General features: G+C 72.4%; 12 protein-coding genes and 1 tRNA gene. 9 read left to right on the plus strand and 4 right to left on the minus strand.

Features of this window, described 5'->3' with window-relative positions:
• The first annotated feature begins 2 nt into the window (after positions 1 to 2).
• A tRNA-Ala gene (locus ACQZOG_RS02980) sits at positions 3 to 76 on the plus strand.
• A gap of 134 nt (positions 77 to 210) precedes the next feature.
• Here ACQZOG_RS02980 and ACQZOG_RS02985 read toward each other — a convergent pair.
• Positions 211 to 687, minus strand: coding sequence for a GNAT family N-acetyltransferase (locus ACQZOG_RS02985; protein WP_382004562.1), 477 nt, complete (start codon positions 685 to 687; stop codon positions 211 to 213).
• A gap of 51 nt (positions 688 to 738) precedes the next feature.
• Here ACQZOG_RS02985 and ACQZOG_RS02990 point away from each other — a divergent pair, with 51 nt between their 5' ends.
• Positions 739 to 1539 (plus strand): exodeoxyribonuclease III, encoded by an 801-nt coding sequence (locus tag ACQZOG_RS02990; protein ID WP_037643894.1) that lies wholly within the window; start codon positions 739 to 741, stop codon positions 1537 to 1539.
• A 34-nt stretch (positions 1540 to 1573) separates the two neighbouring features.
• Here the strand turns inward: ACQZOG_RS02990 and ACQZOG_RS02995 are convergent, their stop codons facing one another.
• Positions 1574 to 2194 carry a MerR family transcriptional regulator gene (locus ACQZOG_RS02995; RefSeq protein ID WP_058917935.1) on the minus strand — a complete coding sequence of 207 codons (621 nt, stop codon included), beginning with the start codon at positions 2192 to 2194 and terminating at the stop codon, positions 1574 to 1576.
• Between the two features lie 177 nt (positions 2195 to 2371).
• Here ACQZOG_RS02995 and ACQZOG_RS03000 point away from each other — a divergent pair, with 177 nt between their 5' ends.
• The 4 genes from ACQZOG_RS03000 to ACQZOG_RS03015 all read left to right on the plus strand — a co-directional run bounded on the left by ACQZOG_RS03000 (position 2372) and on the right by ACQZOG_RS03015 (position 5988).
• Complete coding sequence (locus ACQZOG_RS03000) at positions 2372 to 3919, plus strand: flavin-containing monooxygenase (RefSeq protein WP_430741248.1); 1548 nt, start codon at positions 2372 to 2374, stop codon at positions 3917 to 3919.
• Positions 3916 to 4854 (plus strand): alpha/beta fold hydrolase, encoded by a 939-nt coding sequence (locus ACQZOG_RS03005; RefSeq protein WP_037640061.1) that lies wholly within the window; start codon positions 3916 to 3918, stop codon positions 4852 to 4854. Before ACQZOG_RS03000 ends, ACQZOG_RS03005 begins: the two co-directional genes overlap by 4 nt.
• The gene (locus ACQZOG_RS03010) at positions 4851 to 5735 is read left to right on the plus strand and encodes an SDR family oxidoreductase (RefSeq protein ID WP_033277368.1); all 885 of its coding nucleotides are present in this window, start codon (positions 4851 to 4853) and stop codon (positions 5733 to 5735) included. Before ACQZOG_RS03005 ends, ACQZOG_RS03010 begins: the two co-directional genes overlap by 4 nt.
• A gap of 76 nt (positions 5736 to 5811) precedes the next feature.
• On the plus strand, positions 5812 to 5988 hold the full coding sequence (locus ACQZOG_RS03015; RefSeq protein ID WP_167338231.1) for a hypothetical protein: 177 nt from the start codon (positions 5812 to 5814) through the stop codon (positions 5986 to 5988).
• 75 nt (positions 5989 to 6063) lie between these two features.
• Here the strand turns inward: ACQZOG_RS03015 and ACQZOG_RS03020 are convergent, their stop codons facing one another.
• Positions 6064 to 9315: a S41 family peptidase gene (locus ACQZOG_RS03020; RefSeq protein ID WP_430741249.1), complete on the minus strand. Its 3252-nt coding sequence runs from the start codon at positions 9313 to 9315 to the stop codon at positions 6064 to 6066.
• Between the two features lie 175 nt (positions 9316 to 9490).
• Between ACQZOG_RS03020 and ACQZOG_RS03025 the strand changes: the two genes are divergently transcribed.
• The 3 genes from ACQZOG_RS03025 (at position 9491) to ACQZOG_RS03035 (ending at position 13091) form a co-directional block, all read left to right on the plus strand.
• Positions 9491 to 10093, plus strand: a complete 603-nt coding sequence (locus ACQZOG_RS03025) for a TetR/AcrR family transcriptional regulator (protein WP_430741250.1) — start codon at positions 9491 to 9493, stop codon at positions 10091 to 10093.
• 102 nt (positions 10094 to 10195) lie between these two features.
• On the plus strand, positions 10196 to 12412 hold the full coding sequence (locus ACQZOG_RS03030) for an MMPL family transporter (RefSeq protein WP_430741251.1): 2217 nt from the start codon (positions 10196 to 10198) through the stop codon (positions 12410 to 12412).
• Positions 12413 to 12578: 166 nt separating this feature from the next.
• Positions 12579 to 13091: a YbaK/EbsC family protein gene (locus ACQZOG_RS03035; RefSeq protein ID WP_037640054.1), complete on the plus strand. Its 513-nt coding sequence runs from the start codon at positions 12579 to 12581 to the stop codon at positions 13089 to 13091.
• A gap of 4 nt (positions 13092 to 13095) precedes the next feature.
• Here the strand turns inward: ACQZOG_RS03035 and ACQZOG_RS03040 are convergent, their stop codons facing one another.
• Positions 13096 to 13533, minus strand: a complete 438-nt coding sequence (locus ACQZOG_RS03040) for a hypothetical protein (RefSeq protein ID WP_058916635.1) — start codon at positions 13531 to 13533, stop codon at positions 13096 to 13098.
• Between the last annotated feature and the right edge of the window lie 19 nt (positions 13534 to 13552).

The following is a 13552-nucleotide window of genomic DNA, read 5'->3' on the forward strand; positions in this document are numbered from 1 at the left end:
AAGGGCCTGTGGCGCAGTCCGGTAGCGCACCTCGTTCGCATCGAGGGGGCCAGGGGTTCAAATCCCCTCAGGTCCACGCAACGAAGCCCCGGCCGGGTTCACCCGGCCGGGGCTTCGACTTTGCTGCGGCTGTCGGCCGCCTGCCCGCGCGAAGCCCCGGTCGCCTCTCGCGGGCGGGACTTCGCGCAGGGGGAGTGCTTCCCCGGCGGACTACAGGTACTTCGCGTAGCAGCGGCTGTCCTCGTGGAAGCGGTAGTAGCCGAACTTCTCGCAGGGCTCGTAGCCGCTGGAGGTGTAGAGGGCGATGGCCTCCGGCTGCTTGGTGCCGGTCTCCAGGACCATCCGGACGCGGCCGGCGGCGCTGGCGTCCTCCTCCAGGGCGGCGAGGATGCGGCGGGCGAGACCCCTGCCGCGCATCTCCTCCACGACGTACATGCGCTTCAGTTCGGCGTCGCCGTCCCGGTTGCCCTCGTCGTTGGCGTCCTGGACGCGCCAGCCGCCGGAGGCGACGGGGACGCCGAGCGCGTCGTAGGCGATCAGGTAGGTGCCGTTGGGGGGACGGAAGTCCGCGGGGTCCATGGGGGTGGCGTCGCCGCCGTCGCCGTAGCGGATGTCGTACTCGGCCTGGACGGCTGCGTCCAGCTTCACGGCGTCGGGGTGGTCGTAGGGGACCGGGCGGATTTCCATGACGATTACCGTAAAACATGCCTGGACCTGCGCGTGTCGTATCGTGCCCTGGTGCTCACTGTGACCTCTGCCAACGTCAATGGACTCCGCGCCGCCGCCAAGAAGGGCTTCGTGGAGTGGCTCGCCGGTACCTCCGCCGATGTGCTGTGCCTCCAGGAGGTACGGGCCGAGGCGGCGCAGCTGCCGGAGACGGTGCGGGAGCCCGAGGGGTGGCACGTGGTGCACGCGCCGGCCGCCGCCAAGGGGCGTGCGGGCGTCTCCCTGTACACCCGGCGCGAGCCCGAGCGCGTCCGGATCGGCTTCGGCTCGGCGGAGTTCGACGGCAGCGGACGGTACGTCGAGGCGGACCTGCCGGGTGTGACGGTCGCCTCGCTGTACCTGCCGTCCGGCGAGGTCGGCACCGAGCGGCAGGACGAGAAGGTCCGCTTCATGGACGAGTTCCTGGTGTACCTCAAGGAGCTGCGTGAGAAGGCCGCCGCCGACGGCCGCGAGGTCGTCGTCTGCGGCGACTGGAACATCGCGCACGAGAAGGCCGACCTCAAGAACTGGCGCGGCAACACCAAGAACTCCGGCTTCCTGCCCGAGGAGCGGGAGTGGCTCTCCCGCGTCCTCGACCCGGCCGACGGCGGCTACGTCGACGTGGTGCGCGCCCTGCACCCGGACGTCGACGGCCCCTACTCGTGGTGGTCGTACCGAGGGCGCGCCTTCGACAATGACACCGGTTGGAGGATCGACTACCAGATCTCCACCCGGGGCCTCGCGGACCGCGCGCTGAAGGCCTACGTGGAGCGCGCGGCCACCCACGCCGAACGCTGGTCGGACCACGCGCCGGTGACGGTGGTCTACGGGTAGGGCGCGAGGTCGGTCCCGGGGTCGGTACCCCGGTTCAGTCCCGCTTCCGCAGCCTCCGGTCCAGCGCCAGTGACAGCTCCGCGTCCACCACGCTGCGGGCCAGTGGGCGCAGGCGGTGGAGGGTCTCCTCCGGGGCGTGGCGGAGGATCAGGTCGGCGAAGAGGTCGGCGAGGGCGTCGGCGTGGGTGCGGACCTCCGCGCCGGTGCGGAGGACCTCGCCGAGCGGGATGCCCTCGTGGACCAGTGCCGAGGACACCTCCAGCAGGCGGCGGCTGATGTGGACGATCTCCTCGCCGTCGACGCCGAGGTAGCCGAGGTCCAGGGCGGCGGCCAGGTTCTCCGGGGTGACCTCGCCCGCGAAGTGGTCAGCGAGCTCCTCGGGGGTGAGACGGACCGGGGTCTCCTCGGTGGGGACCTCCACGCCGAGCAGGTCGCCGACGTCCCGGCCGTTGTCGAAGGCCTCGGCCAACTCGGCTATGCCGTTCAGCGTGTGACCGCGCTCCAGCAGCGCCGTGATGGTGCGCAGCCGGGCCAGGTGGTGGTCGTCGTACCAGGCGATGCGGCCCTCGCGGCGCGGTGGCGGGATGAGCTTGCGCTCGCGGTAGAACCGCAGGGTGCGCACGGTGATGCCGGCCAGCCGCGCCAGTTCCTCCATGCGGTACTCGCGCCGCTGCGTGGGTCCCTCGCTGTCGTCCGTCACACCTGAACCCTAGGTCGTACCGGCGGTAACTTTCCTCGCGCACCCCCTACCCATGAGTACGGCACTGCTCTACGCTCCCCATTGCGCCAGTGTTCACTGGCATGGTTCTGAGCGATGCGCGGAGGCTTTGGGATGGCCGAGCACGAGCATGTACGGGTCGCGGTGATCGGGTCGGGATTCGGCGGACTCGGGGCCGCCGTACGACTGCGCCGCGAGGGGATCACGGACTTCGTCGTCCTGGAGCGGGCCGGCAGCGTCGGCGGCACCTGGCGCGACAACAGCTACCCCGGGTGCGCCTGCGACGTGCCCTCCCACCTGTATTCCTTCTCCTTCGCGCCCAACCCGGACTGGCCGCGCTCCTTCTCCGGCCAGGAGCACATCCGCGCCTACCTGGAGCGCGTCACGGACACCTTCGGGCTGCGCCCGCACCTGCGCTTCAACGCCGAGGTGAAGCGGATGACCTGGGACGCCGAGCGGCTGCGCTGGGACATCGAGACCACCGCCGGCGACTGGAGCGCGGACGTCGTCGTCTCCGCCACCGGGCCGCTGTCCGAGCCCAAGCTGCCGGACGTGCCGGGCCTCGACACCTTCCCCGGCAAGGTGTTCCACTCCGCCCGCTGGGACCACGACTACGATCTGCGCGGCAAGCGCGTCGCCGTGATCGGCACCGGCGCCTCCGCCATCCAGATCGTCCCGTCGGTCCAGAAGCAGGTGGAGAAGCTCACCCTCTTCCAGCGCACCCCCGCCTGGGTGCTGCCCCGCATGGACCGGCCCATCGGCGCCGCCGAGCGCGCCGTGCACCGGGCGCTGCCCTTCACCACCAAGCTGCGCCGCGGGCTGCTGTGGGGCATCCGCGAGCTCCAGGTGCAGGCGTTCACCAAGCACCCGAGCGAGCTCGGGTTCGTCGAGAAGATGGCGAAGCGGAACATGGCGCGGGCCATCAAGGACCCGGCGCTGCGGGCCAAGCTCACCCCCGACTACCGCATCGGCTGCAAGCGGATCCTGCTGTCCAGCACGTACTACCCGGCCCTCGCGCAGCCCAACGTGGACGTCGTCGCGAGCGGGCTGACCGAGGTGCGCGGATCCACCCTGGTCGCCGCCGACGGCAGCGAGACCGAGGTCGACGCGATCGTCTTCTCCACCGGCTTCCACGTCACCGACATGCCGATCGCCGAGCGCGTCGTCGGCCCCGAGGGCAAGACCCTCGCGGAGGTGTGGTCGGGCGGCATGCAGGCGCTGCGCGGCGCCTCCGCGGCCGGCTTCCCCAACTGGATGACGATCATCGGCCCCAACACGGGCCTCGGGAACTCCTCGATGATCCTGATGATCGAGTCCCAGCTGAACTACATGGCCGACTACCTGCGCCAGCTCGACGTCCTGGGGGTCCCCCCAGGCCCTTCAGGCTCTGGGGGAGGCCGGGTCGCCCTCGACGCCCGCCCCAGCGCGGTCCGCGCCTGGAACAACCGGGTGCAGGAACGGATGAAGCGCACGGTGTGGAACACCGGCGGCTGCACCAGCTGGTACCTCGACGAGAGCGGCCGCAACACCACCATCTGGCCCGGCACCACCGCCGAGTTCCGGCGCGCCACCCGCCGCGTCGACCTCGCCGAGTACGCCGTGCTGCGCGCCGCCGACGCGCGGCCCGGGACCGGCGCGGAGAACGCGGAGGTGGCCGCATGAGCCGCCCCACCCCCGTCACCACCGGGCGCTACGCACCGCCCGCCCCGGCGCGCGAACTGACCGCCACCTCCGCCGACGGCGCCCCGATCCACGTCGAGGTGCACGGGCCCGAGGGCGCGCCCGCCGTCGTCCTCGCGCACGGCTGGACCTGCTCGACCGCCTTCTGGGCCGCGCAGATCGGCGAACTCGCCGCCGACCACCGGGTGATCGCCTACGACCAGCGCGGCCACGGACGCACCCCGGCGAGCCCCGCGTGCAGCACGGACGCGCTCGCCGACGACCTCGAGGCCGTCCTCACCGCCACCCTCGCCCCCGGCGAACGCGCCGTGATCGCCGGTCACTCCATGGGCGGCATGACGGTGATGGCCGCCTCCACCCGGCCCGCGTTCCGCGAGCACGCCGCCGCCGTCCTGCTGTGCAGTACGGGCAGCACGCGGCTCGTCCCCGAGTCCACGGTGCTGCCGCTGCGTCCCGGGCGCGTCCGTACCTGGATCACCGGGCACATCCTCGGCAGTCGCGCCCCGCTCGGGCCGGTCACCCCCGCCGCCCGGCGCATCCTCAAGTACGCGACCATGGGGCCCGCCTCGGCACCCGACATGGTGGAGGCCTGCGCCCGCATCGTGCACGCGTGCCCCCGCACCGTCCGCCACGCCTGGTCGCACGTGCTCGCCACGCTCGACCTCGACGCCGCCGTACGGGAGTTGAACGTGCCCGCGGAGATCGTCGTCGGCACGGCCGACCGGCTCACCCCGCCGGTGCACGCCCGCGCGCTCGCCGCCGCGCTGCCCGACTGCCGCGGCGTCACCGAACTGCCCGGCGTCGGCCACATGACCCCCGTCGAGGAGCCCGACCTGGTCACCACGCGGATCCGGGACCTCGTCACCGCCCACGTGAGTGCCCCACAGCCGTCCGTACCCGCCGAGGAGAGCGCATGAGCAGGGTCAGTCTCGAAGGAAAGGTCGTCGTCGTCACCGGCGCGGCGCGTGGGGTCGGCGAGCTGCTCGCCCGCAAACTCTCCGCGCGCGGAGCGACGTTGGCGCTCGTCGGACTCGAACCGGACGCGCTGAAGGACGTCTCCGCCCGGCTGCACGGCGACAGCGACCACTGGCACGCGGACGTCACCGACCCCGAGGCGATGGCCCGGGTCGCGGGCGAAGTACGCGAGCGGTTCGGCCGGGTGGACATCGTGGTCGCCAACGCCGGTGTGGCGACGGGCGGTCCGTTCACCGAGTCCGACCCGGACGCCTGGCGGCGGGTCATCGAGGTCAACCTGATCGGATCGGCCGTCACCGCACGGGCGTTCCTCCCGCTGCTCTCCGAGAGCCGTGGCTACCTGCTGCAGATCGCGTCCCTCGCCGCGATCACCCCGGCGCCGATGATGACGGCGTACTGCGCCTCGAAGTCCGGTGTGGAGGCGTACGCGCACGCGCTGCGCGCCGAAGTCGCCCACCGGGGCGTCAAGGTGGGCGTCGGCTACCTGTCGTGGACCGACACCGACATGGTGCGCGGCGCCGACCAGGACGACGTCATGCGGGAGTTGAGGCAGCGGCTGCCGTGGCCGTCCAACAAGACCTACCCGCTCGGTCCCGCCGTGGACCGGCTCGTCGCCGGCATCGAGCGTCGGTCCGCCCACGTCTACGGACAGGCCTGGCTGCGCGGGATGCAGGGCATCCGCGGCTATCTCCCCGCCCTCATCGGCACGGTGGGGCAACGGGAGATGAAGCGGTTCGGGCACCGGCTCGACGGGCTGCGCATCGGCCTGGTCGGGGCGGGCGGAAACGCCGACGAACAGCACCGCGCTACGGTGCGTGACTGATCGACATGCGCAGGGTCACCGCCCGTGTGAATCTGGTCGGGCAAGTTCCCCCACCCCACAACGGGAGTGAACCCACATGGGTATGAAGGACCAGATGCAGGAGAAGGCCGGCCAGTTCCAGCAGCAGGCCAAGCAGCGCGCCCAGCAGGGCAAGGAGCAGCTGCAGAACCGCGGCCGCCGTCGGGACGACGAGCAGGACCCGCAGCGTCGCCGCGAGTCCGAGGAGCGCTTCGACCAGGACCACGAGGTCTGACGTCGACGCACCCGTGCAGTGACGTGCCGTAGGAAGGGGTGCCCCTGGCGAAGGGGGCACCCCTTTCTCACGCCCTCAGCGGCTGCGCGGCGGCAGCTTCGGCCGCGACCGGTCGGGCACGTCGGTGTATCCCGGGGGCGAGGCGGGCGGTTCGGCCTCCAGCAGGTCCAGTGCGAGCCGTACGGCGTCGTCCAGGACCGCGTGCCGGCCCTCGGCCCAGTCCAGCGGGGTGCGCAGCGCCTCCAGGTCCGGGTCGACGCCCCGGTTCTCCACGGACCAGCCGTACGCGTCGAACCAGGCCGCGTTCATCGGCACCGTGATCACCGTGCCGTCCCCGAGGCGGTGCCGGCCGGTCATGCCCACCACCCCGCCCCAGGTGCGCTGCCCCACTACCGGGCCCAGCTCCAGCAGTTTGAACGCGGCGGTGATCATGTCGCCGTCGGAGCTGGTCGCCTCGTCGGCCAGCGCGACCACGGGCCCGCGCGGCGCGTTGGAGGCGTACGACACGGGCTGGGCGTCGCGGGTGAGGTCCCAGCCGATGATGGTGCGGGTCAGCTTCTCCACGACGAGCTCGCTGATGTGCCCGCCCGCGTTGCCGCGCACGTCCACGATGAGCGCGGGCCGGGACATCTCCATCCGCACGTCCCGGTTGAACTGCGCCCAGCCGGAGCCGCCCATGTCGGGGATGTGCAGATACCCGCAGCGCCCGCCGCTCAACTCGCGTACGACGGCTCTCCGTTTGGCCACCCAGTCCTGGTAGCGCAGGGGCGTCTCGTCGACCAGCGGGACGACCGCGGCCCGTCGGGGCGGACCCTCGCCCTCGGGCGAGAACGTGAGCTCGACCGTGGTGCCGCCCGCCGCCGCGAGCAGCGGGTACGGCCCGGTCACGGGGTCCACCGGGCGGCCGTCGACATGGGTGAGGACCGCGCCCTCGCGGATGCCGGTGCCGGCCAGCGGGGAGCGGGCCCGGGAGTCGGAGGATTCGCCGGGCAGGATCCGCCTCACCGTCCACCCCGCGTCGCGGTGGACCAGGTTGGCGCCGAGCAGGCCCTGGCGCCGCTGGTAGTGCGGGGGCCCCTCGTTGCGGCGGGCCGCGGTGACGTAGGCGTGCGAGGTGCCCAGTTCACCGAGGACCTCGCGCAGCAGGTCGGCGAACTCGTCGGGGGAGGCGACCCGTTCGACCAGCGGGCGGTACTGCTCCAGCACCCCGTCCCAGTCGATGCCGCACATGTCCGGCTCCCAGAAGTAGGCGCGGATCAGCCGTCCCGCCTCCGCGTACGCCTGGCGCCACTCGGCCGCCGGATCCGCCTCGTGCTTGATGCGGCGCAGGTCGATCCACACCGTGGAGTCGCCGTCGCCCCGCTCGGTGGCGGGCACCGCGCGCAGCTCGCCCTCGTCGACCACGACCAGCCGGGTGCCGTCGCCGCTGACCGCGAAGAAGTCGAGGTGGGTGACGAGTTCGGACTTCTTGGCCTTGGGGACGTCGAAGTGCTCCAGGGTGGGCCGGCCGGTGGTGTCGTCGGGGTTGGCGAACGTCTCGCCCAGCGCGCCCGAGATCGGCCAGCGCAGCCACACCAGCCCGCAGCCCGCGACCGGGCACAGGCCCGAGTACTTGGAGGCGGCCACCGGGAAGGGCGTCACCCTGCTCTCGAGGCCCTCCGCCTCCACGGTCACCGTGCCGCCCTCCTCGCCCTCCTCGTCCAGCGGGTCGAGCCCCCCGGCGGCGGGCCGCCCCTCCGGGTTCAGCGCGAACGGCGAGGGCGTCGCCGACGACAGCGGCACCAGGTACGGGCGGCAGCCCAGCGGGAAGGACAGGTCGCCGGTGTGCACGTCGTACACCGGGTCGAAGCCGCGCCAGGACAGGAACGCCAGATAGCGGCCGTCGCGGGTGAAGACCGGGTTCTCGTCCTCGAAGCGGCCGCCTGTGACGTCCAGGACCAGCCGGTCCTTGATCCGGGCGAGCTTGATCTGCCGCAGCGACCGCCCGATCACCGGATGGGACCAGGCCAGCCAGGCGCCGTCCGGGGAGAAGGCGAGGTCGCGCACCGGGCCGTTGCCGGAGTGGATCAGCTCGGTGACCTCCTCGGCCGTCCCGTCCGTCGCCTCGTCGGTGTCCACCAGCAGCAGCCGCCCGTCGTGCGCGGCGACCGCGAGCCGCTGCCCCTCGGGGTCGGCGACCATCTCCAGCACCCGGCCCAGCTTCCCGGCGGCCAGTCTGCGGTGCGCGCGGTGGCCGGTGGCCCGGGGCAGCGAGGCGATCTCCACGGCGTCCTCGCCCTCGGCGTCCGTGACGTACGCGACCTGGCCGCCCTCGCCGAGCATCTCCGGCAGCCGCACCCGGACGCCAGGGGTGTCGGTGAGGGTGCGGGCGGGGCCGTCGCGGTGGGTGAGCCAGTACAGGCTGCCGCGCACCACGACCGCGCTGGCCCGGCCGGTCTCGTCGACGGACAGGCCGTCCAGGTGCTGCGCCGTGGGCACCTGGTAGGGGCGCCGGCCGGAGCGCGGACCGCTCAGCCGCACGTCCAGCCGGCGCGGCTCCGAGCCGGGCGACAGGTCGTCCACGATCCACAGGTCGCCGGCGCACTGGTAGACGACGCGGGTGCCGTCGGTGGCGGCGTGCCGGGCGTAGAAGGCGTCGTGGTCGGTGTGGCGGCGCAGGTCGGTGCCGTCGTGGGCGCAGGAGTAGAGGTTGCCGATGCCCTCGTGGTCGGAGAGGAAGGCGATCCGGCCGCCGACGAACATCGGCGCGTGCAGATGTCCTTCCACCCCTTCCAGCAGACGGTGACCGTGCAGCCAGAGCCTCCCGGTGGCGCCGCCCCGGTAGCGCTTCCAGGACGCCGGTTCGTGCGGCGGGGTGCCGGTGAGCAGCAAGGACTTGCGCTCGCCCGCGAGGTCGGCGACCTGGATGTCGGAGACCGGGCCCCAGGGCAGCTTGCGTCCGGGGCTGCCGTCGAGGCCGAGCTTGTAGGCCCAGGTGAAGTAGGAGAAGGGCTCGCCGTGCGAGGTGACGGCGAGGATCGCCTCGTGCCCGTGTTCGTCGGGCGGGGCCCAGCCGCAGACGCGGGTGTCGGAGCTGCCCCAGTACGTCAGCCGCCGTCCGGGGCCGCCGTCCACCGGCACCAGGTGCACCTCGGGGTCCAGGGTGCGCCAGCTGGTGTACGCGATGTGGCGGCCGTCGGGGGAGAAGCGGGGGTGGCCGAGCTTGGTGCGGTCGGCGGTGAGCCGCCAGGCGCGGTCCGCCCCGTCCAGCGGGGCGAGCCAGAGGTCGTCCTCCGCCACGAAGCACAGCAGGTCGTCCTGGAGGTGCGGCAGACGCAGATAGGTCACCCTCCCCATGCTTTTCCGGGGGACGGACCGCAGCAACTTATGCCGAACCGACAACCGTGACGCACGCCACGTACGAAACGGTTTCGTTTCGCTACTCGGGAGTTGTACCTTCGTCTTGTACGAAACCGTGTCGTTTCTTTGACGCGGTGGGATCCGGAGCGGAAAGGTGGTCGGCATGAGTGACATCGCGACGTCACGTCGCAGCCGCATCACCCCCGAGCGCGAGGCCGAGCTGTACGGGGCCGTGCTCGACCTGCTCCGTGAGGTCGGTTACGACGCCCTCACCATGGACGCCGTGGCCGCCCGCACCCGGTCCAGCAAGGCCACGCTCTACCGCCAGTGGGGCGGCAAGGCCGAGCTGGTGGTCCGGGCGATGCGCAGCCAGAAGCCGGGCGGCATCGCCGACGTGGACACCGGGTCCCTGCGGGGTGACCTGCACACGATCATCGGCCGCGAGGACGACTGCGACATGGCGCAGAACGTCGCCCTCATGCGGGCCCTCGCCATGGCGGTGCACCAGAACGACGACCTCCGCCAGGCGCTCCGCGAACTGCTGGTGGAGCCGGAGGTCGAGGAGTTCCGCCGGATCGTCGACCGCGCGATCCGACGGGGCGAGGTCCGCGCCGACTGCCCGGCGCTGGACTACATCGTGCACATGCTGGTCGGGGCGTTCGCCACCCGGACACTGATCGACGAGCAGCCGCCCACGCAAGCGTTCCTCATCTCGTACATCGACGCCGTGGTGCTCCCCGCCCTCGGAGTCGCCCCAGCCGACTGAGCCCCAGTCGCGAGACAGCCACCTCCTGACGTAACCGCTCACCCCGTCGGGCTGATCCCCCCTGCCCTGAAACATCCACGACCTGACCGGGAGCACGCCCTCGTGGCCACATTCCTGTACCGACTCGGCCGGTTCTCCTTCCGGAAACGGCACTTCGTCGCCCTCTTCTGGGTGGCGCTGCTGGCGCTCGCGGGCGCCGGCGCGGCCGGCGCGCCCGCCGCCGGCAACTCGTCCTTCTCCATCCCCGGCACCGAGTCCCAGAAGGCCTTCGACCTGCTGGACGAACGGTTCCCCGGCGCCAGCGCCGACGGAGCCACCGCCCGCGTCGTCTTCAAGGCGCCCGACGGCCAGAAGATGACCGACCCCGGCAACAAGGCGGCGGTCCAGGACACCGTCGACGAGCTGTCCGGCGGCACCGAGGTCGCCCAGGTCACCGACCCGTACCAGGGCGGCGGCGTCAGCCAGGACGGCACGATCGCCTACTCCTCCGTGACCTACAAGGTCCCCGGCATGGAGCTGGAGGAGTCCTCCCGTGAGGCCCTGAAGGCCGCCGCCGAGGACGCCCGCGACTCCGGGCTGACCGTCGAGATCGGCGGTGACGCCCTCCAGGCCATACCGGAGACCGGCTCCGCCGAGATCATCGGCATCGGCATCGCCGCGGTCGTCCTGGTCATCACCCTCGGCTCGCTGCTCGCCGCCGGACTGCCGCTGCTCACCGCGATCGTCGGCGTCGGCATCGGCGTCGCCACCATCACCGCGCTGGCCAGCACGCTCGACCTGGGCTCCACCACCTCCATCCTGGCCTCGATGATCGGTCTCGCGGTCGGCATCGACTACGCCCTGTTCGTGGTCTCCCGCTACCGCGCCGAACTCGCCGAGGGACGTGAGCGTGAGGAGGCGGCCGGACGGGCCGTCGGCACCGCGGGTTCCGCCGTGGTCTTCGCCGGTCTGACCGTCGTCATCGCGCTGGTCGGCCTGTCCGTCGTCAACATCCCGATGCTGACGAAGATGGGCATCGCCGCCGCCGGCACGGTCGCCGTCGCGGTCCTCATCGCCCTCACCCTCATCCCCGCCGTGCTCGGCTACGCCGGCCGCCGTGTCCGCCCGGCGGGCGAGAAGAGCAAGCTGCTCGGCGGCGGACGCGCCAAGGACAAGGCGGACAGGCCCAACATGGGCACCCGCTGGGCGAGTTTCGTCGTCCGCCGCCCGCTGGCCGTGCTGCTGCTCGGCATCGTCGGCCTCGGCGCCGCCGCGGTTCCGGCCGGCTCCCTGGAGCTGGGCCTGCCCGACGACGGCTCCCAGCCGACGTCCACCACGCAGCGCCGCGCCTACGACCTGCTCTCCGACGGCTTCGGACCCGGCTTCAACGGCCCGCTGGTGGTCGTGGTGGACGCCCAGGGCAGCGACGACCCGCAGGCCGTCTTCCAGCAGGCCGGCGACGAGATCAAGGCGCTCGACAACGTCGTGAACGTCGCCCCCGCCGCCCCCAACAAGGCCGGCGACACCGCGACGATCGCCGTCATCCCGGACGCCAAGCCGTCCTCGGTGGCCACCGAGGACCTGGTCCACGACATCCGGGCCGTGGGCGCCGACATCAAGGACGGCACCGGCGCGGAGGTCCTCGTGACCGGCGCCACGGCGATGAACATCGACGTCTCGCAGAAGCTGAACGACGCCCTGGTGCCGTACCTGGTGCTGGTGGTCGGACTCGCGTTCCTGCTGCTGATCGTGGTGTTCCGCTCGATCCTCGTCCCGCTGAAGGCGGCCCTCGGCTTCCTGCTCTCCGTGCTGGCGGCCCTCGGCGCGGTCGTCGCGGTCTACCAGTGGGGCTGGCTGTCCGGCCTGATGGGCGTCGAGGAGACCGGTCCGATCATGTCGATGATGCCGATCTTCATGGTCGGCGTGGTCTTCGGACTGGCCATGGACTACGAGGTGTTCCTCGTGACCCGCATCCGCGAGGCCCACGTCCACGGCGAGAAGCCGTCGCAGGCCGTGGTCACCGGGTTCCGGTACAGCGCGCGGGTGGTGACCGCCGCGGCGGTCATCATGATCGCGGTGTTCTCCGGGTTCATCGGGTCCAGCGACTCCATGGTCAAGATGATCGGCTTCGGCCTCGCGATCGCCGTCCTCTTCGACGCGTTCGTGGTCCGCATGGCCATCGTCCCGGCCGTCCTGGCGCTGCTCGGCGCCAAGGCCTGGTGGCTGCCCAAGTGGCTGGACCGGGCGCTGCCCAACGTCGACGTCGAGGGCGAGAGCCTCGCCGCGCACGACGGTGCGGCGGGCAAGGACGACGAGGACAAGGAACTCGTCCGGGCCTGACCGCCCGGACGGTCACGACCAGCCGGTGAGGGCTCCGTGGGGACGGGGCGCCCTCACCGGCTTCCTCGTACCGGCCGCCGTGTCCGTCGCCCCGTGTCCGTCGCCTCGTGTCCGTCGCCCGGAACGAGGTCGCGTGCACCGGGCTCCGGCGGTTACGGTGCCCCGCATGACCACCTCAGCCACCGGAACCGAAGGCTCCGCAGCCCACCCGCGCTTCGCCGAGGCCCTGCGCGAACTGGGCCTCGAGGACGTGGTCGGCCGCGTCCGCCGTTTCCCGGAGGCCACCCGCACCGCCGCGGAGGCGGCGGCGGCGATCGGCTGCGAGCTCAGCGAGATCTGCAAGTCCCTGATCTTCGCCGCCGACGGCGAACCGGTCCTGGTCCTCATGGACGGCGCGTCCCGCGTCGACCTCGACCGGGTCCGCGAGGAACTCGGCGCCGGGCAGGTCACCCGCGCCAAGGCCGACGTAGTCCGCGAGACCACCGGCTACGCCATCGGCGGCGTGCCCCCCTTCGGCCACCGCACCCGCACCCGCGTCCTCGCCGACCGCTCCCTCCTCGACCACCCCGTGGTCTGGGCGGCGGCAGGCACCCCCTACGCGGTCTTCCCGATGCCCCCGAAGGACCTGATCACCCACGCGGGCGCGACACTGGTGGACGTACGGGAACGCGAGGCGTGAGGCGTCACTGATCCTGGGCGCCCGAGACGACCGTGAGTCTCCAGGTGGCGGGGCCCTCCGTCACCTGGACCGCCAGGTGCTGGGGTTCCCGCGGGGTGTGGACGACGCCGACCGTGGTGGCCCCGTCGCAGTGGACCGGGTGGCGGCCTCCGTCGGCGGAGCGGTCGACGAGGGTCACCGAGCCCGTGCCGGAGCAGTCCGCGTAGACCGTGTACGCCTTGCCCGGCGGCGTGAAGCGCGGGAGCTGTGCGCTGCCCGTGCCCGAGGTCTCGGGGAGCAGCACCTCGGCGGCTCGCGGGACGGCCAGGGCGGGTTGCCGGGAAGCGGCGGGCCCGGGGGACGGAGGAGCGTCGGCACGCGCCGGGGCGTCCGCGTCGGTGCAGCCGGCCAGGAGCAGCGCCACCGCTGCGGTGGTGACGGCTGCGGGAAGACTGCGGCGCACGGGGCCTCCGGGAGTGCGG

Origin of the sequence: Streptomyces sp. P13-3-3 (assembly GCF_050571355.1) — a bacterium.
Lineage (GTDB): Bacteria > Actinomycetota > Actinomycetes > Streptomycetales > Streptomycetaceae > Streptomyces > Streptomyces althioticus.